This window comes from Ruegeria sp. CE8 (assembly GCF_056537465.1).
Map to the genome: position 1 here is coordinate 66383 of NZ_JBQFRP010000012.1, position 21405 is coordinate 87787.

26 protein-coding genes are annotated in these 21405 nt (G+C 58.6%); 12 read left to right on the top strand and 14 right to left on the bottom strand.

Annotated elements, in window-relative coordinates; genetic code table 11:
* The first annotated feature begins 2 nt into the window (after nt 1–2).
* Nucleotides 3–647 (top strand): DUF1523 family protein, encoded by a 645-nt coding sequence (locus ACR0AA_RS18035; RefSeq protein ID WP_480665478.1) that lies wholly within the window; start codon nt 3–5, stop codon nt 645–647.
* A gap of 46 nt (nt 648–693) precedes the next feature.
* Here ACR0AA_RS18035 and ACR0AA_RS18040 read toward each other — a convergent pair whose 3' ends face one another.
* The 6 genes from ACR0AA_RS18040 to ACR0AA_RS18065 all read right to left on the bottom strand — a co-directional run bounded on the left by ACR0AA_RS18040 (nt 694) and on the right by ACR0AA_RS18065 (nt 7935).
* The gene (locus ACR0AA_RS18040) at nt 694–1788 is read right to left on the bottom strand and encodes a flagellar basal body P-ring protein FlgI (protein ID WP_480756563.1); all 1095 of its coding nucleotides are present in this window, start codon (nt 1786–1788) and stop codon (nt 694–696) included.
* Nucleotides 1785–2795, bottom strand: coding sequence for a flagellin (locus tag ACR0AA_RS18045; protein WP_480756565.1), 1011 nt, complete (start codon nt 2793–2795; stop codon nt 1785–1787). Before ACR0AA_RS18045 ends, ACR0AA_RS18040 begins: the two co-directional genes overlap by 4 nt.
* Complete coding sequence (gene flgK, locus ACR0AA_RS18050; RefSeq protein WP_480756567.1) at nt 2795–4246, bottom strand: flagellar hook-associated protein FlgK; 1452 nt, start codon at nt 4244–4246, stop codon at nt 2795–2797. Before flgK ends, ACR0AA_RS18045 begins: the two co-directional genes overlap by 1 nt.
* 33 nt (nt 4247–4279) lie before the next feature.
* Nucleotides 4280–5575: a flagellar hook protein FlgE gene (locus ACR0AA_RS18055; protein WP_480756570.1), complete on the bottom strand. Its 1296-nt coding sequence runs from the start codon at nt 5573–5575 to the stop codon at nt 4280–4282.
* A gap of 98 nt (nt 5576–5673) precedes the next feature.
* Nucleotides 5674–6513, bottom strand: a complete 840-nt coding sequence (locus ACR0AA_RS18060; protein WP_480665473.1) for a flagellar motor protein MotB — start codon at nt 6511–6513, stop codon at nt 5674–5676.
* Nucleotides 6514–6597: 84 nt separating this feature from the next.
* Nucleotides 6598–7935 carry a FliI/YscN family ATPase gene (locus tag ACR0AA_RS18065; protein WP_480756573.1) on the bottom strand — a complete coding sequence of 446 codons (1338 nt, stop codon included), beginning with the start codon at nt 7933–7935 and terminating at the stop codon, nt 6598–6600.
* An 86-nt stretch (nt 7936–8021) separates the two neighbouring features.
* Here ACR0AA_RS18065 and ACR0AA_RS18070 point away from each other — a divergent pair, with 86 nt between their 5' ends.
* From ACR0AA_RS18070 to ACR0AA_RS18110, 9 genes are read left to right on the top strand one after another with little or no spacing between them, the layout of a single operon-like run.
* Nucleotides 8022–8408 carry a FlgB family protein gene (locus ACR0AA_RS18070; protein ID WP_480665471.1) on the top strand — a complete coding sequence of 129 codons (387 nt, stop codon included), beginning with the start codon at nt 8022–8024 and terminating at the stop codon, nt 8406–8408.
* Nucleotides 8409–8419: 11 nt separating this feature from the next.
* Nucleotides 8420–8806, top strand: coding sequence for a flagellar basal body rod protein FlgC (gene flgC, locus ACR0AA_RS18075; protein ID WP_480665470.1), 387 nt, complete (start codon nt 8420–8422; stop codon nt 8804–8806).
* An 11-nt stretch (nt 8807–8817) separates the two neighbouring features.
* A complete protein-coding gene (fliE, locus tag ACR0AA_RS18080; protein ID WP_480665469.1) occupies nt 8818–9108 on the top strand; it encodes a flagellar hook-basal body complex protein FliE in 291 nt (96 codons plus the stop codon).
* Between the two features lie 4 nt (nt 9109–9112).
* Nucleotides 9113–9385 carry a flagellar biosynthetic protein FliQ gene (locus tag ACR0AA_RS18085; RefSeq protein WP_170418319.1) on the top strand — a complete coding sequence of 91 codons (273 nt, stop codon included), beginning with the start codon at nt 9113–9115 and terminating at the stop codon, nt 9383–9385.
* Nucleotides 9385–10095: a flagellar hook-basal body complex protein gene (locus ACR0AA_RS18090; RefSeq protein ID WP_480665468.1), complete on the top strand. Its 711-nt coding sequence runs from the start codon at nt 9385–9387 to the stop codon at nt 10093–10095. The genes ACR0AA_RS18085 and ACR0AA_RS18090 overlap by 1 nt, the downstream gene beginning before the upstream one ends.
* A gap of 21 nt (nt 10096–10116) precedes the next feature.
* A complete protein-coding gene (gene flgG, locus ACR0AA_RS18095; protein WP_480665467.1) occupies nt 10117–10902 on the top strand; it encodes a flagellar basal-body rod protein FlgG in 786 nt (261 codons plus the stop codon).
* Nucleotides 10902–11318, top strand: coding sequence for a flagellar basal body P-ring formation chaperone FlgA (gene flgA / locus ACR0AA_RS18100; RefSeq protein ID WP_480665466.1), 417 nt, complete (start codon nt 10902–10904; stop codon nt 11316–11318). Before flgG ends, flgA begins: the two co-directional genes overlap by 1 nt.
* A complete protein-coding gene (gene flgH, locus ACR0AA_RS18105; protein ID WP_480665531.1) occupies nt 11318–12049 on the top strand; it encodes a flagellar basal body L-ring protein FlgH in 732 nt (243 codons plus the stop codon). The genes flgA and flgH overlap by 1 nt, the downstream gene beginning before the upstream one ends.
* Before the next feature lie 9 nt (nt 12050–12058).
* Nucleotides 12059–12598 carry a flagellar basal body-associated FliL family protein gene (locus tag ACR0AA_RS18110; protein WP_480665465.1) on the top strand — a complete coding sequence of 180 codons (540 nt, stop codon included), beginning with the start codon at nt 12059–12061 and terminating at the stop codon, nt 12596–12598.
* Between the two features lie 33 nt (nt 12599–12631).
* Here ACR0AA_RS18110 and ACR0AA_RS18115 read toward each other — a convergent pair whose 3' ends face one another.
* The 8 genes from ACR0AA_RS18115 to ACR0AA_RS18150 all read right to left on the bottom strand — a co-directional run bounded on the left by ACR0AA_RS18115 (nt 12632) and on the right by ACR0AA_RS18150 (nt 19686).
* Nucleotides 12632–13015, bottom strand: a complete 384-nt coding sequence (locus ACR0AA_RS18115; RefSeq protein ID WP_480665463.1) for a hypothetical protein — start codon at nt 13013–13015, stop codon at nt 12632–12634.
* Complete coding sequence (locus ACR0AA_RS18120) at nt 13015–14100, bottom strand: EscU/YscU/HrcU family type III secretion system export apparatus switch protein (protein WP_480665462.1); 1086 nt, start codon at nt 14098–14100, stop codon at nt 13015–13017. Before ACR0AA_RS18120 ends, ACR0AA_RS18115 begins: the two co-directional genes overlap by 1 nt.
* On the bottom strand, nt 14097–14870 hold the full coding sequence (locus ACR0AA_RS18125) for a flagellar biosynthetic protein FliR (protein ID WP_480665461.1): 774 nt from the start codon (nt 14868–14870) through the stop codon (nt 14097–14099). The genes ACR0AA_RS18120 and ACR0AA_RS18125 overlap by 4 nt, the downstream gene beginning before the upstream one ends.
* The gene (gene flhA, locus ACR0AA_RS18130) at nt 14867–16954 is read right to left on the bottom strand and encodes a flagellar biosynthesis protein FlhA (RefSeq protein ID WP_480665460.1); all 2088 of its coding nucleotides are present in this window, start codon (nt 16952–16954) and stop codon (nt 14867–14869) included. Before flhA ends, ACR0AA_RS18125 begins: the two co-directional genes overlap by 4 nt.
* Before the next feature lie 9 nt (nt 16955–16963).
* Nucleotides 16964–17650 carry a transglycosylase SLT domain-containing protein gene (locus ACR0AA_RS18135; protein ID WP_480665459.1) on the bottom strand — a complete coding sequence of 229 codons (687 nt, stop codon included), beginning with the start codon at nt 17648–17650 and terminating at the stop codon, nt 16964–16966.
* A gap of 73 nt (nt 17651–17723) precedes the next feature.
* Nucleotides 17724–18152: an Lrp/AsnC family transcriptional regulator gene (locus ACR0AA_RS18140; RefSeq protein WP_480665458.1), complete on the bottom strand. Its 429-nt coding sequence runs from the start codon at nt 18150–18152 to the stop codon at nt 17724–17726.
* Between the two features lie 34 nt (nt 18153–18186).
* Nucleotides 18187–19419, bottom strand: coding sequence for an MFS transporter (locus ACR0AA_RS18145; RefSeq protein ID WP_480756580.1), 1233 nt, complete (start codon nt 19417–19419; stop codon nt 18187–18189).
* A 3-nt stretch (nt 19420–19422) separates the two neighbouring features.
* A complete protein-coding gene (locus ACR0AA_RS18150; protein ID WP_480665456.1) occupies nt 19423–19686 on the bottom strand; it encodes a metal-sensing transcriptional repressor in 264 nt (87 codons plus the stop codon).
* A 134-nt stretch (nt 19687–19820) separates the two neighbouring features.
* On the opposite strand from ACR0AA_RS18150, the gene ACR0AA_RS18155 reads away from it, so the two are divergent.
* Both ACR0AA_RS18155 and ACR0AA_RS18160 read left to right on the top strand, forming a co-directional pair.
* A complete protein-coding gene (locus tag ACR0AA_RS18155) occupies nt 19821–20435 on the top strand; it encodes a ribonuclease D (RefSeq protein ID WP_480665455.1) in 615 nt (204 codons plus the stop codon).
* Nucleotides 20432–21394 (top strand): KpsF/GutQ family sugar-phosphate isomerase, encoded by a 963-nt coding sequence (locus ACR0AA_RS18160; RefSeq protein ID WP_480665454.1) that lies wholly within the window; start codon nt 20432–20434, stop codon nt 21392–21394. The genes ACR0AA_RS18155 and ACR0AA_RS18160 overlap by 4 nt, the downstream gene beginning before the upstream one ends.
* Nucleotides 21395–21405 lie beyond the last annotated feature (11 nt).

Consider the following 21405-nt stretch of genomic DNA (forward strand, 5'->3'; position numbering starts at 1 on the left):
TGATGCGTTACGTCAAATGGGCCATCATCATCCTGTTCTGGGGCACGATAGCAGCGGTGTTGAACTACACCTTGCCGCAGCACGACGTTGTCCGGATTTCGGATACGTACGAGAAACGGATCGACCCCGGTGAGAACAGCATCTTCTGGTCGGTTCATGATGTCGGCAGCGACCCGACTACGCCGAACCGCGATGTGTTCTTCATCCAGACTCGCAAGACCAATGGCAAGGTCATGGTCTACCGGAACGAGGATACAGGTTGGGGTTGGCCGCCGTATTTCAAACTGAACTCGTCGAACCTGCAGGCCGAAGCGGCGGATCTGAAATCGACGACCGAGGCACCGCGTTGGGTGGTTGTACGCCACTACGGCTGGCGCAGCGAATTCCTGTCGATTTTCCCGAATGCCGTGAAAATCTGGCAGGTGGACAGTCCGGATGTCCGGATCATTCCGTGGTTCAACATCATTTTCCTGACCATATTCTTCGCTCTGGTTTGGGCAATCTGGGTACGCTGGCGCCGATTTCGCGAGGCGCGCATTGATCCAATGATGGAGAATGTGGAGGACGGCCTCTATGCCGCCGGCGACGCCATCGAAGAGCAGGGCGGAAAGTTCAGGAAATGGCTGAATAGCTGGAAATCAAATTAAGGTAGGCTGTGACCAGCCGGTTCCAGCTTTGACTTTTTCCGTCAGATTACCTGACGACAAACTCGGCATGCAGAGCCCCGGCGGCTTTGATCGTTTTCAGAATATCGATCATGTCGCGCGGGGACACCCCAAGAGCGTTCAGGCCAGCCACAACCTCGGACAGAGTTGTGGCTTCGGGGATTTCTGCCAGTCCGGTGCCTTCTTCCTCTTCAATGCCTGCGATAGTTCTGGGCACCACCACGGTTTCTCCGCGCGCGAACGGGTTGGGCTGAACTGCAATCGGTGCCTCTTCGACCGTCAGGGTCAGGTTACCTTGTGAGACCGCGACACGGGAAATCCGGACCTCCTGTCCCATGACGATTGTGCCCGAACGTTGATCCACCACGACGCGGGCTTTGGTTTCGGGTTCGACTAGAATGTTCTCAATCCGCCCCAGAGCGTGGGCTGTCGAAATAGCCTGAGTTGCTGCGATGTTCAGCTCCACCGTCCCGGAATCGCGCATGATGGCAACGGCACGATTGAACTCAGAGTTGATTGCAGCCTCAATTCGGCCGGCAGTTGTAAAATCAGGCTCTCTCAGGGCCAAACGCATTTGGGTTAGGGTCGAAAGGTCAAAGTCGATCTCACGTTCGACACGCGCGCCAGAAGGGATAACGCCGGAAGTCGGAACCCCTTGCACGACCGAGGCTGCCTCACCTTCTGCCACGGCACCGCCAGCCAGAACCGTGCCCTGAGCGACTGCATAAATCTGACCATCTGCGGCGTTCAGGGGCGTCATGATCAGGGTGCCGCCCAGCAGGCTTTTGGAATCTCCGATGGCTGATACCGTAACGTCGATCTGCCCGCCGACTCGGGAAAACGGCGGCAGACTTGCAGTGACCAGCACCGCGGCGACATTCTTGGGCCGGAAATCCTCACCATTAACGTTGACGCCCAACCTTTCGAGGATATTGGACATGATCTCTTCGGTGAAAGGAGAGTTCCTTAGCCCGTCGCCGGTTCCGTTTAAACCGACGACAAGGCCATAGCCGACCAGATCGTTTCCGCGGACTCCATCGAAATCCACAAGGTCTTTCAGGCGGATTGCGCCAGCAGAGGCCAATCCGGGCAGCAGCAGAAGCAGGAAAACAAGAACCCTCATCTCAGGAAGTTCACCAGCGAAAGGTTCGCGTTGCGAACGGTGACGGAATATAGACTTTCCAGTTGGAACTGGACTGTGTTCAACTGTGAGGCAGTTTCATAAGGGTCCGCCGCGACCAGAGTATTCCGACTGCTTTGCAGACTAGTCCGTGCCGCATTGTTTCGCGTTTTGGCCTGCTCAATCCGGGCCTCGGTCGCGCCAACATCCGCCCTTAGCTTCACAAGTTGATCCTTTGCGTTGACCAGATCCACGCCGAGTTGTTTGAACAATGCTGTACGCTGCTCGGTCGGAACATTCAGACCGCTGTCCGAGACCACCGCGGCGACTGCGATGTCCCTCAGTGCGGCTTTGATAGCCGGATCAGTTGCGGTTACAGGAATCGAGACGCTTTCGTTCTCGGAAACCTGCATGGGGGCAAGGGTCGTGTTGGAACCCTGATAGATCACCGCGTCAAATCCGGCAGGATCATTGAACCAGTCCTCGGCCCTTTGCCTGATATCCGCGACCGTGGTGGCCCCGGTCAACTCCGCCTTGAGCGCGTTGATCAGGTCGTCTGAGGATGGCAGCGGAGAGACGTCTGTTGCGGTGCCGGAATACAGGCTGCGTCCACCGGCGCGGGTGTTGAGCGCTGACATGATTGTATTCAGTTCGTTTCTGGCCTGAACCGAAGCGTTTTCGTGGGTCACCGCCTGGTTTGACGTTCCAAATGACAGCAGCGACGAGGTGATATTGTCAACGGACCCGGCAACCGTGTTCAGGCTTAACTGCATTGCATCGGTGAACAGCCCCGCTTCGGCGGTAGACACTTTGAAGGCGTCCAATCTGGACAGGCTGCGATCCAGATCCAGAAGATGAGAGTAGTCGCCGTCCAGGTGACCAGACAGATCTTGCACCTTTCCCGACGACAACTCGTAAGACAACGTTTCGATCTGATTTTTAATCTCGGTCGACCGGGTGCGCAACGTCAGCCCGCGGGCCAGATCACCAATGGATGTCAGATTAATCATCACAACCTCAGCAGAGTGTCCATCATCTCGTCCACGGTCGAGATGAGCCGTGCATTTGCGGCATAGGTTTTCTCGATCTGCATCAGATTTTGCAGTTCGGTGTCGGTATCAACGCCGTGTTCGGCTTCGATCTTGGCCATTTCCAGTTGCGAGTTTTTCGCGAAAGTCATGCGCCCTTCGGCGGCGTGGGCATCTGCCCCTGCCTTTGACAGCATCGCCTCGGCAATTTCTGCCGCGCGCATATTGCTGGTGCCGAATAGCCCGCCTGAAACTGGGCGCGCGTCATTCAGGACTGATCCAAACGCCCGGAGCCGCGCCGCATCGCCCGGATCTCCTGGTGTGGCCGCGCCCAGGCCCGCCCGTAATTTCCAGCTGTTTCCGCCAGCATCGGGATCGACCACCGCGTTCAGGCTGATGCGCGAGGCTAAACCGGTCACGCTGGCGGCATTGAAACGATTGCCATCGTCAGTGAAGAGGCCGGGGTCAGTGGCCGCAGCGGTCGGGTCCAGACCAGCGGTTTCGAACCGTTCTATCAAGTCACGGGCGGCCGTATCCAAATGAACCTGTGCCTCAACCGACAGTTCATCGCGAATTTCGAACTGAGCCGCCAACGCTCCGCCCCGAATTTGCGCCATGTCGCCACTTGTGCGTACTGGTTGACCGTTCATCTCCAGACCCGAAAGAAAGTTGTTCGCAACTGTCATGTGCGGCTTGGTTTCGCCCGTAGTCATGAAGTCGAACCGTGCTGCCGTCCCTTCAAGAAGGATCAATCCACCATCGGAATACAGGGACACGCGGTTGTTTTCCCGGGCTACAACGTTTACCGGGATCAGTTCGTTTACCTGGTCGATCAAAATCTGGCGCTGATCCAGCAGGGCGTTGATGTCACCGCCCGAGTTCTTGATGCTGGGGATTTTGTCGTTCAGATCTTCGATGTCCTGCAAGCTTTGGTTCAGGCGATCAACCTGTTTGCCGATGGTTCTGTCGGCATCCGACCGGGCCTGACGCAACCCTTCGGACGCCGAATTCAGACTATCCGCCAAATCGCGCGCGGCGCGCGCAGCCTGATCCAACCGCACCTTCGAGTCGGGAAGGCTTGCCGCCGTGGTCAGGCTGTTTTCAAAGGCAGTCAATCGCGCGGCGAACGATTTGGGATCGTCAACGGACCCCACAGCCTTTTCAAAACGGGTGTGGAAATCTGCAATCGCGTTTGCGCTTGCCAGATTTGCGTCGGACTCCCGCCGATTGGCGGTCAAAACCGGATCCTGATGGCGCGTGACGCCGACGGTGCGCACTCCGTTGCCGGAAATCGGGCTGGTCGCCAATTCGAGCGAACGGCGCGCATAGCCCGGCGTCAGCGCGTTTGCGACATTGCCCGAGACAACGGCGGCCCCGCGGCTTGCGGCGGTCAGGCCGCCCAACGCGTTGTTCAATGCTGTCGTCATGTTCATCGGACAGGTCCTTTCGCTAGCTCAAAGCCCGGATCAGCGTTTGATGTTTGTGGTTTCCTGCAGCATTTCATCGACTGTCTGGATCACTTTCGCGCTGGACGAAAAAGCGCGCTGCGTCTGGATCATCGAGGTCAGTTCGGTTGCCACATCGGTCGTGGATTCCTCGCGCGCAAAGGCCACCAGATCGCCGGTTGGTCCCTCACCCGCGTTCCACAGAAAGAACGTGCCACTATCGCGGGACGGCGCGTAGGTCTGGTTGTCCAGCGCCTTCAGGCCGTTCGGATTAGGAACATCGACAAGGGGGATCTGATACACGCGTCGGCTGACACCGCTGTCATATTGCGCGTAGACGTACCCTTTCTCATCCACCTTGACACCGGTCATCGTTGCAACCGGTGCCCCGTCGCGCGTGATCGACACCGGGGCAAAGGTATCGGACAGTTGGGTAATCCCGGCCTTGTCGCCGATCTGCCCGATATTGATTTCCATCGGACCGCCATCCACGTTCACCACGAAGCTGCCATTGGCCGGATCATAGGCCCCGCCCGAAATGGCGGTGACGCTGGCCAGGGTGCCGCCGGCCGTCCGGGAGTCAGTGAAGGTCAGCCGGTATTCTCCGATCACGGCACCGCCCGATGCGGAATCCCGCAGTGTCATGGTCCATTCATTGCTTGACCCGGTGGCCGGAACCGTTGGCACAAGCTCAATATTGACGGACTCGGATTTACCGAGGTTGTCGAAATACTCGACCGACAGGGGCTGCGTGTCGCCCGGCGCGCCTGCATCCGTCGCGGTGGCCGGCAGGTTCATGCGCAGATTCATGCTGGTGGTCGGCGATCCGGTCAGTTGGTTCACACTAAGCTTGACCGGCTCAAGCGCCGCAGGCGTATCCCTTGGGACAGTTGGGATCGACCCGTCCGGCCCAGCAGGCCAGCCCAGTAGTACAAGACCGGATTGCGTGACCAGATGACCTTGCTCATTGGTGCGGAACGAGCCGGTTGTGGTCAGCAACATCTCGTTCGAATTCGACGAAATCTGAGAGCTGGGCCGTACAGGAAGCAAGCCGCGACCGCGCACCGCAAGGTCGGTCGAGTTGTTCGTTGTCACCAACGATCCACGTTGATCGATCATGCGCTGGCTTGTGGTTCTGACACCGCCCGCAGAATAGCTGCCGCCCTGACCGGATGTGACCATGGAATGAAAATCCGTCTCGACCCGTTTGTAGCCAAAAGTAGATGAATTGGCGATGTTGTCGGAGATGGTCGCCAGCCGGTTGGCATTGGCCTTCAAAGCGGCCACACCGGCATTCAGCGAAGAGGAAATTGTCATTGGCACGCCCTTCTGTTGCGTCAAATCTTGATGCAACAGCTAACGTGCTGGCCCTTAACAGCACGCTAACAGGTAAAATGCGTTCTATCCTTTTGGTCTTAGCGGTTACGCAAAAAGATGATCTCGATCCGGTTATTTCGAACCGCCATCGGGTTTTCGACAGACAGTTCCCGATCCGCATGCCCCGTGACGCGATCCAGCCTTTGGGCGGTTACGCCCTTGTTCTGCAGCATCTGGCGAACGGTCTGCGCGCGTGCTGTCGATAGATCCCAGGCCGGGTTATGGACCAAAACCACAGGCGACGCGCGGACATGGCCTTCAACGGCGATGGCGTTTTTCACCAGATCCGAAGACCGAGCGACCAGTAAAGCTAGGGCGCGCAAAATATTCGTCGGATTATCGGTGCCCGATTCGAAAAGCGGTTGATCTTCTGTGTCGAACAGCTCAACCACCAGGCCTTCGTCGGTGACACGCGTGACGATGTGCTTCAGGACCTTGTCTGAGACCAGGCTTTCACCCGTGCGTCCGAGAAGTTCGGCTTCGAGCGTGGAGAAGTCTTCGAAACTCTCTTTTCCGCCGCCGTCCATGTTCACACCGACCGATCCGCGCGCCTCGCGGGCGACTGTCGGGCTTCTCTGGCTGGCGCCGGATCCGTCCATAACCATGGTTTTTTCCGAGAACATGTTGTTACCGCCAAAGGCCCCATCTCCGCCGCCCGATACCGGGTTCACGGGGATTGTTGGCGAGAAATAGTCCGCCAGCCCTTTGCGTTGTTTTTCCGTCGTTGCATTCAGCAGCCACATCAACATGAAGAACGCCATCATGGCTGTGACAAAGTCGGCATATGCGACTTTCCACGCGCCACCGTGGTGACTATCGCCACCGGACACACGTTTCTTCTTGATGATGATTGGCGCCGCATTGGATTGCGCACCCATCTCCACCACCTTCTTATCACCCGCTACCGGGGTAGCAGTGCAGGTCTTAAGGTGGCCTTAACACTTAAAACTGTCTGGAATTCCCTAAAGCGTCAGCGCGGTTCCTGCGCGTCTTAGGATCAGTTGCAGGCGGTCGAAGCTATTCTTGATGCCTTCGGTTTCGGGCTTGGCGAAAAAGCTGTCCAACTCATCATGCACGCGTACCGCCTGATCAAGCAGAGGATCAGCGCCTTCCGAGTAGAGCCCGGCTTTGATCATCACTTCGGATTGTTCGTAACTTCCAACCAACCGTCGAGTTTCGGATATCACCTGGTTTTCCTCTGGCGATGCCGCGCCCGGCAAGCTGCGTGAGACGGATCGACTCAGGTCGATGGCGGGAAACCGGCCACGCTCGGCAATATCGCGGTTCAGCACGATGTGGCCGTCCAGAACACCGCGCAGGATGTCGGCGATGGGTTCGTCCATATCCGATCCGGCGACCAGCACGCTAAATACAGCTGTGATATCGCCTTGTTCCGCCGTTCCCGGGCCGGCTCGCTCGCACAGACCGGCGATCAGGGGCGTGACCGAGGGCGGAAATCCCCGAAGGGAAGGTGTTTCACCCATCGCAACGGCGATTTCTCGATGCGCTTCGGCAAAGCGCGTCACTGAATCGGCCAGAAACAGGACATTCAGCCCCTGATCGCGCAGATATTCCGCCACGGACATCGCCGACCATGCGCAGCGCCTGCGGGCCAGCGCGGACTGGTCCGATGTTGCGGCCACGACCACAGACCGTTTCATTCCTTCGACCCCAAGCGCGTTTTCGACGAATTCACTTACCTCGCGCCCGCGCTCGCCCACCAACGCCACGACAACCGCATCCGCCTGCATCGATTTCGCCAGCGTCGCCAGCAACGTGGACTTGCCAACGCCAGACCCGGCAAACAGCCCAATACGCTGACCCTGAACAACAGGCAGCATGGTGTTGAGTATCGCGAGCCCGGTTTCCATCCGTGCGCCCAGCGGTTTGCGCGCGACCGCCGGGGGCGGGGCTTGCATGATGTCCTGCTTCTGAGTGCCCGACAACAAGGGCTTTCCGTCCAGCGGCTTGCCAAACGGATCAACCACCCGACCAAGCCAGTGCATACCCGGTGCAAAGGCGGGTGTCTGGTTCAGAATCACCCGGTCGCCCAGGCAAACACCGTCCGGGGCGGCAGTCGGAAGCATGTGAATCAGTTCCGATTCGACATGCAGAACTTCACCCGCCAGATCCGGAGCATTGCGTCGGCGCAAAGTAAGGTGGTCACCGATCCGGGCATGTTGTTGCAGACCTTCTATTTCTATGACCCCGCGCGCGACGCTGACCACGCGCCCCATATGGCGCGTCGCAGACAGACGGTCGAATTCATGTTTCAGAAGCATCGGGTCGAAATCGGACATCGTGGGTTCTCCAACGGTTTCTGAAAACGGTTTCTAAAGGAATCGGGGTTAAGCCTTGATTGAAATCGATCGAGGGAGAAGCCCCGATGTTCTATGACCTGAACGTCTTTAAGACCGCGTACGCAATGGCAACCCATGCCGGGCAACGGCAGGCAGTGATTGCGCGCAACATGGCCAATGCGGATACGCCGGGCTACCAGCCCCGCGATATCGAGGCCTTTCAGAAAGCCTTCGAAAACACTGGCCGCGAGGTTGCCATGACCGCCACGCGACAGGGTCATCTTCACGGCAGTAGTGGTCCCAAACCCTGGGCCGAGATCAATGCCTCGCCGTCGGGTGATCCGAACGGCAATGGTGTCTCGGTCGAGGAAGAAATGCTCAAGGCTGTTGAGGTCAAGCGCCAGCACGACCGCGCGCTGACGATCTACAAATCCTCGATGAACATTCTGCGCAGCAGTCTGGGTCGGGCGTAAGGGGGCGAAGGATGAGTGATTTTTCCCATTCCCTGACCGCCTCTGCCAGCGCTTTGCGGGCGCAGGCCGCTCGGTTGCGCCATGTGTCCGAGAACATCTCGAACGCGGATACTCCGGGTTATCGCCGCAAGACCGTACCGTTCGAGGCCGTCGAAAAAGGCGGCAAAGAAATGGTGCAGGCGGGACGGGTCAAGCTGGATCGTCGTGCATTGTCACGCATCTATGACCCCAGTCACCCGATGGCCGACGACACGGGCCACTATCGCGGTTCGAACGTTGATCTGATGATCGAGATTGCCGACGCCCGCGAGGCGCAGCGCAGCTACGAAGCCAACCTCAAGATGTTCGACCAGACACGACAGATGTCGTCGAGCCTGATGGAACTCCTCCGAAAATAAAGGAAACCAGAATGGATATCCGATCCCTCAATGCCGCCCAGAGTTATGCGTTTGCACGCCCTGCCACCCAAGCCGATCCTGACCACGCCGGGATGCCGCAGGGTCTGCGGTCAACCTTTCAGGACTTTGCCGCAACGCTGAGACACAGTGAGCAGGTGGCGCAATCGTCAATGGTGGGTCAGGCCGATCCGCATGCGCTGGTGCAGGCCCTGGCGCAGACTGAACTCGCCGTGGAAACAGCCGTGATCGTGCGTAACAAGGTGGTCGAGGCCTATCAGGAAATCCTTCGGATGCCGGTCTGACGCAATGCTCAGCGAAGGTCTCTTCTATGACATCGTGCGTCAGGCGCTGTGGGTCGCGGTTATCACCTCGGTTCCGATCCTCGCCGTGGCACTCGTTTCGGGCCTGATCGTAGGTCTGTTTCAGGCACTGACCTCGGTTCAGGAGATGACGCTGACCTTCGTGCCCAAATTGATCGCCATCGTCATCGTGTTCTGGATTTCGATGGGTTTCATGACTCAGACACTGGTCACGTTTTTCACCGGAACACTCATCCCTTTGATCGCAGGAGGTCGCTGATGGATACCGCCTATGTCACCCTGTCTCGACAGTCGGGTCTGATGACCGAAATGCGGCTGGTGGCGAACAACGTCGCCAACGCCAATACCACCGGCTACCGCGCTCAAGGTCTGGTGTTTTCGGAGTTCGTTCGCGACATGCCGGGCAACCCGTCCCTGTCCATGAGCCGTGCCGAGGTGCGCAATACCTCGCTGCAGCAAGGTGTTTTGACCGAGACCGGCGGGCAGTTTGATTTTGCCATCGAAGGCGACGGGTTTTTCATGGTCGAGACCCCGGCGGGCAATCGGCTGACCCGGGCCGGTGCGTTCTCGCCCAACGCGGACGGAGATCTGGTGACCATGGATGGCCATCGGGTTTTGGACAGCAATGGGGCGCCGGTCTTTATCCCGCCGGATGCCGCATCGATTGATGTTGGCAGCGACGGAACGCTGAGCGTTGACGGACAGTTGCTGGGCCAGATCGGGGTCTATCGCGTGGCCGACCCCAAAACACTGGTGCGTGAAGGCAGCACACAGTTTCGGGCCGAGGGTGACATTGAACCGGTCGGAGAACCCGTGGTCGTCCATCGGTTTCTCGAAGGGTCGAATGTGAATGCCATCGCGCAGGTCTCGCGGCTGGTTGAGATCCAGCGGGCCTATGAGTTGGGCCAGAGCTTTCTGGATTCCGAACACGAACGCATGCGCGGTGCGCTCAAGGCGCTGGTGCGCTGATTTGCATAAGGAGAATTTGATATGCGGGCTTTAAAAATCGCAGCCACGGGTATGACTGCACAGCAAATGCGGGTCGAGACGATCTCGAACAACCTGGCGAATATGAACACAACCGGCTTTAACGCGAGACGGGCAGAGTTTGCCGATCTGCACTATCAACAGGTGGCGCGCGCAGGGACAGTGAACGCCAATGACGGAACGGTGCTCCCGACCGGTATCCAGCTTGGGCTGGGTGTCCGCCCTGCAGCTGTGACCGTGCAACTGTCGCAGGGCGCGCTCTCGGCCACCGGCAGCGATCTGGACGTCGCGATCGAAGGGCGTGGATATCTGGAAGTGACGCTGCCCAATGGCCAGTCCGGCTACACGCGGGACGGTAGCCTGAAACGGTCCGCCGAGGGTTTGATCGTAACGTCTGACGGGTTTGCTGTGGCACCTGAAATCACCATTCCCGACGACGCGCTGTCAATCTCGATCAACGCCTCGGGTGAGGTCTACGCCTATTTCGATGACGCACCCGAAGGCCAGCTGTTGGGAGAGTTCACTCTTGCCAGTTTTTCCAATGCCAAGGGTCTCGAGGCGATTGGCAGCAACCTGTTCAAAGAGACCGAGGCCTCGGGCGCGCCTGTGGTTGGCGCGCCGGGAGAGGACGGGTTGGGCACGCTGCGGCAGGGGTATCTCGAAGACAGCTCGGTCGACGCTGTGCGCGAGGTCACCGAACTGATCGAGGCACAGCGCGGGTATGAAATGAACGCCAAGGTCATATCAGCCGTCGATCAGATGATGGGCGCGACCACACAGGTGCGCTGATGAGGGCATTCTGCATGGCTCTGGCCTTGATGTCACCGATATCCGCTCAGGCTGAAATCGTTGTGTCAAGACGCACCATTCGAGCCAAGGAGATCATTTCGGCTGCGGATCTTGAGATCAAAAATCAGGTCGTCCCGAATGCGGTAGTAAATCCGGAGTTTCTGATTGGACAGGAAGCGCGTGTAGCGCTGTACCCCGGGCGTCCAATTCGTGAGGGCGATGTTGGGCCTCCGGCAATCGTGGGCCGCAACGACCTTGTTGTGTTGGTCTTTGACCGACAGCCATTGTCCATCACCGCAGAAGGTCGCGCGCTGGGGCGTGGTGCGGCCGGGGACCGCATTCGCGTCATGAATCTTTCGTCCCGAACGACCGTCACCGGCTTTGTCCGGTCCGACGGCCAGATCGAGGTAAAATGATGTCAGCACTTTCGAAGTCTTTGTTGATCGCCACGCTGGCAGTGTCGGCTTGCGGTCGTGTGGATCATCTTGGCAAGCCGCCAAGCTTTACGCCGAACGAGGAATCTCCGGAACATGTGGCGATGCTCTGGCCGGGGCTGCCCCTGCATACACAACCTCAACGCAACGTCGACAGATCCTCGCTTTGGAGCGGCGGTCAACAGTCCTTGCTGGGCGACCAGCGGGCGATCAAGAAGGGCGATATCCTGACGGTCGTGATCGAGCTGGATGAAAAGGCCGAAATCTCGAACGACACCAACCGATCCCGCAGTGGGTCAGAAAGCCTTGAGGTGCCAGGGCTGTTTGGTTTGCCTCAGCGCGCGGCGGAGAAGTTGCCGGATGGCGCATCCCTGGACGAAGCTGTGTCGATTGATTCTGCGTCGACCAGTAAAGGCAAAGGGTCGGTGAAGCGGAAAGAAAAGCTGACATTGCGGGTTGCCGCAACTGTGATTGATGTGCTGCCGAACGGCGTGCTTTCAATCTCGGGTTCGCAGGAACTGCGGGTCAATTTTGAACTCCGTGAGCTTTTGGTCGCCGGTTATGTCCGCCCTCAGGATATCTCGCGCCAGAACGAGATTACCTATGACAAGATTGCTTCGGCGCGTGTGTCATACGGTGGCCGCGGTCAGATCACCGATGTTCAGCAGCCCCGATATGGACAGCAAATCCTGGACTCAATTTTGCCGTTCTGAGGTGTGACCGTGATAAAGAAATTGACCCCGTTTATCTTTCTGTTGGTTGGCCTCGGAGGCGGAGTTGCGGCAGGCCTGGTCCTGGCCCCTTCCGAGAAAGAGGTAGACGCTGGCGAGAAAACGACCTCGGACCTTAGCGAAGAGAAATCGACGAAAAAAACTGCCAAATCAGAGACTAAAAAGGCCAACAAGTCCGGTGAGGGAGAGAAAAAGGAAGGTTCGGGCGCGTATGAGTATCTGAAACTGACAAAGCAATTCGTGGTTCCAGTCGTGGAGTCAGACCGAATTGCCGCCCTGGTCACCATGTCCCTCAGCCTTGAGGTCACACCAGGAATGACCGAGTCTCTTTACGCCGTAGAGCCCAAGCTGCGTGACCGTTTTCTGCAGGTGCTTTTCGACCACGCCAATACCGGCGGGTTTAATGGGAACTTCACCCACTCCGGTAATCTTGATGTTCTGCGCAAGGCACTGCTGGACGAGGCCCGCAAGGACTTGGGCGACGACGTTTCAAAGGTTCTGATTATGAGTGTCAGCCGTCAGGATACCTGACGTACTGAACGATTTGCTGCGCGCCGGTCTTGTTTAGAGTTTTGAACTGCAACCATGCGAAGCCCGACGTGCCGATGAACTTTTTTCAGCCAGCTTAGCCACGGCCTGCTTGCGCCCGAATGCGATGCGCAAACTTTCCAGGGCCGCCAGTTTTTGCGCCCGAAGGCCGGAGAGTTGGATGTTCAACCGCCGACGGGTCGCGGATTCCCAACCGTTCCAGAGCACGTCCGTACCAGTGACCTGATACCCTTCTGCCAGTTCAATCTCTTGCCTGGACTGTTGTACCTGGGCGTCGAGCCGGGCCAACTGGTGTTGAACGCGCGCCTCGGCCTCCAGAACAGGGCGCAGGGATTGGTACTCCCGCTGAAACACGGCGTCGGTTACCTTTTCCAGATCCGTCAACTGTTTGCGTTTCATTAAATTTGCTCCTTTGCCCGTTTGCGCATCGCCTCTGCGAACCGGATCGCCGCTGCCACGGGGCGGTAATGCTCTTCTGAAATCTCCTGACCGATCTCCACGGTTGCATGCAGCGCGCGCGCCGTCGGCGGGTCCGAGTGGATCGGAACACCCGCCTGTCCTGCCGCCTCACGAATTGCCGCGGCGACTTCATCCACCCCCTTGGCGACGCAGACCGGCGCAGATCCGGCTGTTCTGGACCACTTCAAGGCGACGGAAAAATGGGTTGGGTTAACTATGACCACGTCAGCCTGTGGCACATCCGCCATCATCTGATTGGTCGCAATTTCCTGAGCACGCTGGCGGCGCTGCTGTTTCATATGCGGGTCGCCCTCGGCATCTTTGGTCTCATCCTGAATTTCTTTGCGCGACATGCGGTTCTTGCGCATGTGTTCGGCGTATTGCCAAAGGTAATCGACTACGCCGATGGCCAGCGCGACTGCTATGACGATGAACAAAAAGCGAAACAGAAGGTTCATCATCAGCATGACCGAAGACCGCGCCGGTGCGGCGCTGGCGGAGAGTAGTTCGTTGAGGTTGGCGCGCAGGAACAGGGCCAGACAGGTGCAGTAAATCACCAGTTTTGCGAAACTTTTGGCAAACTCGAACAGGCCGCTGCGACCAAACTTGTTCTTTGCGTTGGATGGGATCGAAATACGCGACAGTTTGGGTTTCAGTTTACTGGGGGCAAAGACTAACGCGCGCTGCGCAATAAGGCTGAGAAGAACGGCCGCGGCGGGCAAAGCAAACAAGATGGATGCGGATATTAAGGCCGACCGGAGCATCCCGCCCACAAGGCCGGACGCCGGGCCTGTGGAAAGCAATTGGGCGAACTCATCCGATTGGTCGATGAAAACGACAAACATGGACCCCATGCGCTGCACTGCGAATTGACCTGCAGCCAGTAACGCGATCAGCAGGCCGACATAGGCTGCGACAACGGAAAGGTCGTTTGACTTGGCGACCTCGCCTTTATCGCGCGCTTTCTGAAGCTTTTGCGGCGTCGGTTCAAACGACTTGTCACTATCATCGTCCTGCCCGCTCATCTGGTGGCCTCAAGCGGGTTCAGGAAGAAAGCAAACAATGCGTCGGACCACACCGACAGGATCAAGGGCGCGCCTGCAAACAGCAAAAACAGACCGGCAAAGGCGATCGCCGGAGCGCCGACAAATGCGACCATCAACTGCGGCATCGCCCGGTTGATGACCCCTAGTGCGAGGTTGTAGATCAATGACGCAATGACGAAGGGCATGGCTAGACTGAATGCCAGACTGAAACTGCGTGCGATTTGCTGCACGCCCCATTGTGACAAATCCGGTGCCAGCGGGGCAACACCCATGGGAAACAAAGCGTAACTGTGGATCAGGAACTGGGCGACGCGGATGTGCAAGCCCAGCAAAACGGCCAGAGCAAGACCTGCAAAGGTCAACAAATATCCCATCGCCGGGACCGGGTCGGTCGCTGCGCCGCCGAGGATTTGCGACAGGGACGTTGACTGCGCTGCAATGGATCCCGCCGTTTGCAGTGCCAGCACGAACAGGCGCAGACCCACGCCAAGTGCGATTCCGATCAGAACCTCGGTTCCGATTATTTGAACCAAGGCCAGCAATGCGGGATCAGAATTGGGGGCTTGCACGGCGGGTGTGATCACGAAGGTAAACGCGACAGCGATTCCAAGTTTCACCCGGGTTGGAATGCTGCGTTCCCCGAATGCGGGCAAAAGGGAAGCCATGGCTGACACGCGCAGGAAAACAGCGAAAACATGCCACAAACCTTCCCCAAGCTGCGGTAGCAAGGCGGGGGGCAGACCGATCATGCGGACACCGTTCCAACCAGCGCCGGGCGGGCCTCGAGCCCGATTTCCTCGAAGGACAGAACAGGGTTCGACACACCGCGCGCCTGCATGATCGTGCGCAACAGCCGGCGCCGGCGCGTCGACGTCACCACCGCCGGGAATAGCCCGTGATCAGCGGATTGCGTTACCGAGTCGACCACACCATCCGCCAGTTTGTTGAACAGGTTCGGTGGCAGCGCGACATCCAGACCGGTACCAGGTGCGTCGATTTGATACGAGGCAAAGGTGTCCTCCCACTCGGGCGCAAGCTGGATCAGGGGGATGGACCCATCGCTGCGTTTCATATCTGCGACAAGCTGGAAGCCCAGTTTTTGCCGGACCAGTTCGCAAATCCCCTCGGGCTGGGTGGTGGTCAGGCGCGCTTCGGCCACGCTTTCCAGGATCAGGGCCATGTTGCGGATCGAGACCTTTTCCTCAAGCAACAGGCGCAGCACGGAATGCAGAGTGTCAATCGGCACCTTGTCGGGGATCAATTCGTCCAGCAGTTTGCGGTTGGCTTCGGCCCGAGTCGGATCGCTGAGCCGCGTCATCTCGGACAGCAAACGGCGCAGGGATTTCAGCGTCAGAAGCCGCGCAAAGTTCTGCTTTATGATCTCCAGCAGATGTGTTGCCAGAATTTCCGGCGGAGACACAATCGTTGCCCCGCTCAGCGCCGCGGCTTCCTGATCCTTTGGCAGAATCCAACGGGCGGGCGCACCATAGACGGGTTCGGTCACGTCATTGCCGTCGGGCAGCATGTCATGGCCGTCCTGCACCAGCGCAAGAACCAGATCGGGGTTCAGCACACCGCGCGCCTGTTCGACGCCCTGTACCTTGATCACATAGGTTCCCAGCGGCAGTTCCGCGCGGTCGGTCAGGCGTATGTCCGGCAGGATGAGACCAAAGCTTGAGGCCACATAGGTCCGCATGTTGGCAATCCGCGCATCTAGTCCGGTGCCGGGGTTGAGGACCATGCTGACCAGGTCCGGGGCGAATTCCAGATGAACATCATCCAGATCCAGAATGTCTCCGATCGCCTGGGAAACAGGGGCTTCGACTTCAGATGTTGAGGTCTGGTCCGCGTCGGCCTCGGCCTTTTGTTTCCTTTGAACAGCGTAAGCCGCATAACCCAGAACACCCGCACCCAGGATAAAGGGCAAAAACGGCAGGCCGGGCACCAGTGCAAACAGCACCATCAATACCGCGACCGTTCCCAGCGCGGCGGGATGCCGTCCCAGTTGCGAAAAGATCGCGTTGTCCGTCGCGCCCTGCGTCCCGCCTCGCGCCAGCAAAAGAGCAGAGGCAATCGAGATGATCACGGCCGGAATCTGTGACACCAACCCGTCGCCGACGGTCAGGATTGCGTAGGTTTCAAATGCCGATGTGATCGGCATGCCATGTACGACCACGCCCATGATCAGACCCATAACAAGGTTCAGAAGCGTGATCAGGAGCCCTGCAATCGCGTCGCCCTTGACGAATTTCGAAGCGCCGTCGAGCGAGCCGAAGAACGTCGTTTCCTGCTGTTCACGCTCGCGCCGTTCCTTGGCCTGCTGGTGGTCGATAGCCCCGGCGGACATGTCGCTGTCGATGGCCAGCTGTTTGCCGGGCATACCGTCCAGCGCAAAACGGGCACCGACCTCGGCCATGCGGGCGGCCCCTTTGGTGATGACCATGAAGTTCACGATCAACAGAACGCCAAACACGACCAGCCCCAGAAAAATGCTGCCGCCCATGACGAAATTCGCGAAACCTTCGATCACGTCGCCTGCGGCGTTGGGGCCAGTGTGCCCCTGACCGATGATCAACTTGGTCGACGATACGTTCAGCGAGAGTCTCAGCATCAGCGAGGCCAGCAGAATTGTTGGGAAAGACGAGAAATCCAGAGGCCGCTCGATAAACAGCGTCAGTGTGAAGATCAGGATGGCGAGCGCAAACGAGGCCGACAAGCCGACATCCAGCACCCAAGCGGGCATGGGCAGGATCATCATCACTATGACCGTCATCAGTGCCAGCGCCAGCAGCACGGTCGGAGAGAACAGGGAACGGGCGTCGATCTTGGGCACGCGGGGCTCCTAGTTGAACGAGATAAAGGCGGTGGAGGCGCCGGTCACCGGCACCAGAGAACCCATCGCGCCGTTGTTGGCGGGCATTTGCAGCGGGATCAGCGGGCCTGCGGCTCCAGTGAAAGGATCGCGCGAAGCCAATGCGGTCGGGGCTTTGTGATCCAGCTGTGCCAAAATGGATTTAAACCGCTCCATATAGGCGTTTGCCAGAGTAGGCGTGCGTGAGTGATACGCCCCGGCGGCGGCGGGCCATGACCCCAGTTCCGAATAGAGTTCTTTCAGGAACCGCGCCGCGTAGGTGGCGTTCTCGTTAGGGTCGAACATTGCATCAATCGACCGAAACGCCTTGCCGTGCCAGCGGTAATTGATCTGGAAACAGCCGACATCAAAGCTGCGCTTACCTGCTTTGAAGATGTTGAACACATAGGACTTCGCTTCGAATTCAGAGGTGAACCAAGTGCCCTTCCCCTCAACATTGATAGTCCAGGGCCAGGGCTGCAAGGCACCGTCCACCGTGCGGCCTGTCTCAACACGGGTTATCGCACGCATGACGTCCAGCGGCACACCTTCGGACCGGGCCGCGCGCTGGGCGGCGTGGTCGCACACGCTGGCTATTCGTGCATCGGACATCGCGAAACCCTGTTGCGCAATCAACAACGCCGTCAGGGTCAGTCCTAAGATCGTTCGATGGGGCATTCTGCCGGTCCGGGATTCTGATCAGTCCGTGCCAAGCTAGCCGCGCCAAGGTTTACAGAGGGTTATTGACGGCTCAGTTTCGGTCGATCCGGCGACCGAAGACGACGCTGGTATTGGTGCGCAAAACGCCGGGTATTTTGGCCAGATCGTCGACCAGAATATCCAGATCCTCGATCCTCGGGGCCTCAGCGGACAAGAGCAGGTCAAACTCGCCATTGATGGACAGACAAAGCTTGACCTCCGGGTAGGCCTCCAGCCGCTTGATGATGCGTGTCGTCTCTTTCTGCTGAACTTCCAGTAGCACAACGACCTGAACGCGCGGGGCATCTTCGGGGGCATTCAAAACCACCGAATATCCGGCTATCACGCCGCGTTCTTCCATCCGCTGAATGCGTTCATGCACGGTGGTTCGGGCCACGCCCAGCTTTGCCGCGATCTTGGTCGTGGACTCGCGGGCGTTATGTTGCAGGGCCGAGATGATGCGGCGGTCGAGCTGATCCATGAGGTCAAGGTGTAGTGCAAAGCGCTCGGGAAGCTCAAGGTTTGTCAGTGTGTTCCCCGGACACAAGCTTCCGGTCGGTGCGGGGCCAGATGAACAACGCGGTGCCCAGTCCGAGAATTGCCGCGCAGGTCATCCAGAGCAAAGCTTGTTCCGCGCCTTGCGAGGTCATGAGCCAACCGGCCAGCGGGTACAGAACCAGCCAGCAGGCATGGGACAGGGTGAATTGGGCTGCAAAAACCGCCGGGCGGTCTTCGGGGTTGGCCGAGCGTGTCAGCAGGCGGCCAGAGGGTGTCAGGGTCGCCGAATACCCAAAGCCCACGCCGGCCCATAGAACGGTTAAGCCCAACAGGTTCATGGGGACCAAGGCGAACAGGCTGCCCGCAACGGCCATCATAAATGTCCCGAACGTTGCGCCGGCGAGCATAACGCTGCGGTCCTCGAAACTGTTCAGAAGTGAGGGCAGCACGAAGGCCGCCAGCATGGATCCGCTGCCGTACCCTGCCAGGACGACGGCCACCGCACTTTCTGAAAGTCCAAGATCGGCACGCACGATGACAACTGTATTGACGATAACCATCGCGCTGAGTGCCGCAGCGGTCCACGTCAGCGCCAGCAAGCCACGCAACCGCATCGTACCCAGGTAAATGCGAATTCCGCGTGTCGTACGGTCATAAATCCCCCGGCGTTTCGCTGGTTTGGATGAGGGCAGAGCGACCGATACAACTAGGATGGCAGAGGCAATGAACCCCAGGCTTGTTCCCCAGAACAGGCTGTCAAAGCTAACGAGCAACAAAAGCGCTGCAGCTAGGGCCGGGCTGAGTAGACTTTCGAGATCATAAGCCAACCGGGATAGCGACAGCGCTTTGGTATAGTCCTGTTCGTCCGTCAGAACGTCCGGGATCGTTGCCTGAAAGGCTGGCGTGAAACCGGCAGAGGCCGATTGCAGAACAAAGATCAGCACATAGATCTGCCAGATTTCGTTTACGAATGGCAGGCACATGGCAACCGCCGCCCGCACGAGGTCCAGCACGACCAGCATTTTGCGCCGGTCCCACCGCTCGGCAAAGGCCGCCGCCAGCGGGGCGATGATCACATAAGCCACCATCTTGATGGTCAGGGCCGTTCCCAAAACCATCCCCGCCGCGTCACCGGCCAGATCAAAAGCCAGCAGCCCCAAAGCAACCGTCGCCAGGCCGGTTCCTGCAAGGGCGACAACCTGTGCTGCCAGTAAATGGCGGTAAACGCGGTTTTTCAGGACGCTCAGCATTGGTTACAGGTACTTTGTGATGGCTTTGAAATCGTCCACGTCTGGCTCATTGTTGTCGTCCGCTGGCGACAGGCAGTGATCGATATGGTCATGTATCAAGACCCGTTTGGCGTTGGAGATCGCCTTTTCGACCGCAAACAACTGTTGGGCTATATCGGTACAGGGGGCCTGATCCTCCAGCATGGCGATGACCTTGGCCAGATGCCCGTTTGCCCTTTTGAGGCGCGCTGTGATCTGCGGATGGGAAGCGTGTTTGTGTTGCGTCATGCAATATCCCTATCCTCCCCATGGGGATATAGTCAATGCGGCCTGCGCCGACCCGCTGCAATCGCATTGATGCCGTTGAGTTTGCGGACCAAACCCCCTATCTCGGGGGCGATACCGGACAAAGGACAAGCCCCGTGGCGAACCACCTCTATAAAAACGACCTGCCGGACGGGTTGGATCTGGGCCCTGTTGTGGCCATTGACTGTGAAACCATGGGTTTGAACCCGCATCGGGATCGCCTGTGTGTGATCCAGATGTCGGGTGGCGACGGCGACAGCCATATCGTTCAGGTGGAAAAGGGGCAGGTGCAGGCTCCAAACCTGTGCGCCATGTTGGAAAACCCGGACGTATTGAAACTGTTCCACTTTGGTCGGTTCGATATCGCTGCGATGTATCACGCGTTTGGGGCATTGGCCGCCCCGGTATACTGCACCAAGATCGCCAGTCGATTGGTGCGCACCTATACCGACCGGCACGGTTTGAAGAACTTGTGCCAGGAGTTGATTGGCGTCGATATCTCGAAACAGCAACAGATGAGCGACTGGGGGGCTGAGTCCCTGACCGACGCCCAACTGGAATACGCCGCCTCGGACGTGCTGTACCTGCACCAGCTTCGAGACGCTCTGGACAGGCGTCTTGCCCGTGAAGGCCGCACCGAGATGGCGCAAGCCTGTTTTGACTTCCTGCCGATGCGTGCGAAACTGGATCTCGCCGGTTGGCCCGAAACGGATATCTTTGCGCACTCATGACCGATACCGAAGCATTCCTGAGAACCGCCCGACAGGTTGTCACCGATGAAGCCCGCGCGCTGGACGTTCTGGCGGAAAGTTTGGACGAACACTTTGCCGAGGCCGTTCAGCTGATCCTGCAGGCTCCGGGCCGCATCATCATCAGTGGCATCGGCAAGTCTGGCCATATCGGCCACAAAATCGCTGCCACTTTGGCCAGTACCGGAACGCCCGCGTATTTTGTGCACCCGGCCGAGGCCAGCCATGGCGATCTGGGCATGGTGTCGAAGGGTGATGTGGTTCTGGCCATTTCCAATTCGGGCGAAGCGCCGGAACTGGCTAATCTTCTGGCGTTTACGCGCCGGTTCGGCATTCCGCTGATCGGGCTTTCCAGCAAGCCGGAAAGCACATTGATGAAGCAGGCGGATGTTCACCTGCTGATCCCGTCGATGGGCGAGGCCTGCGGTTTTGGCATGGTACCGTCGATTTCGACCACCTTAACGCTGGCTATGGGCGATGCGCTGGCTATCGCGCTGATGAAGTACCGCGATTTCCAACCCGAGGACTTCCGCGCCTTCCACCCCGGAGGCAAGCTGGGCGCGCAGCTTTCCACGGTGCGTGACCTGATGCACTCCGATCTACCGCTGGTGCCCAATGGAACCCCGATGAGCGAGGCGTTGCTGGTGATGAGCCAGAAAAGCTTTGGCGTTGTTGGCGTAACCGATGACTCCGGCCGTCTGGTGGGGATCGTGACGGACGGTGACTTGCGCCGGAATATGGATGGGCTTCTGGACAAGACCGCCAAAGAGGTCATGACCACGAACCCGCTGACCATTGCCCCGAACGCAATGGCGGAGGAGGCCGTGGCGATTATGAACGACCGAAAGATCACCTCGCTGTTCGTGGTCGATCCCGAGACGCGGGGCCCGGCCGAAGGGCTGTTGCACATCCACGACTGCCTGCGCGTTGGGCTGGGCTAGGCGGAGGACGG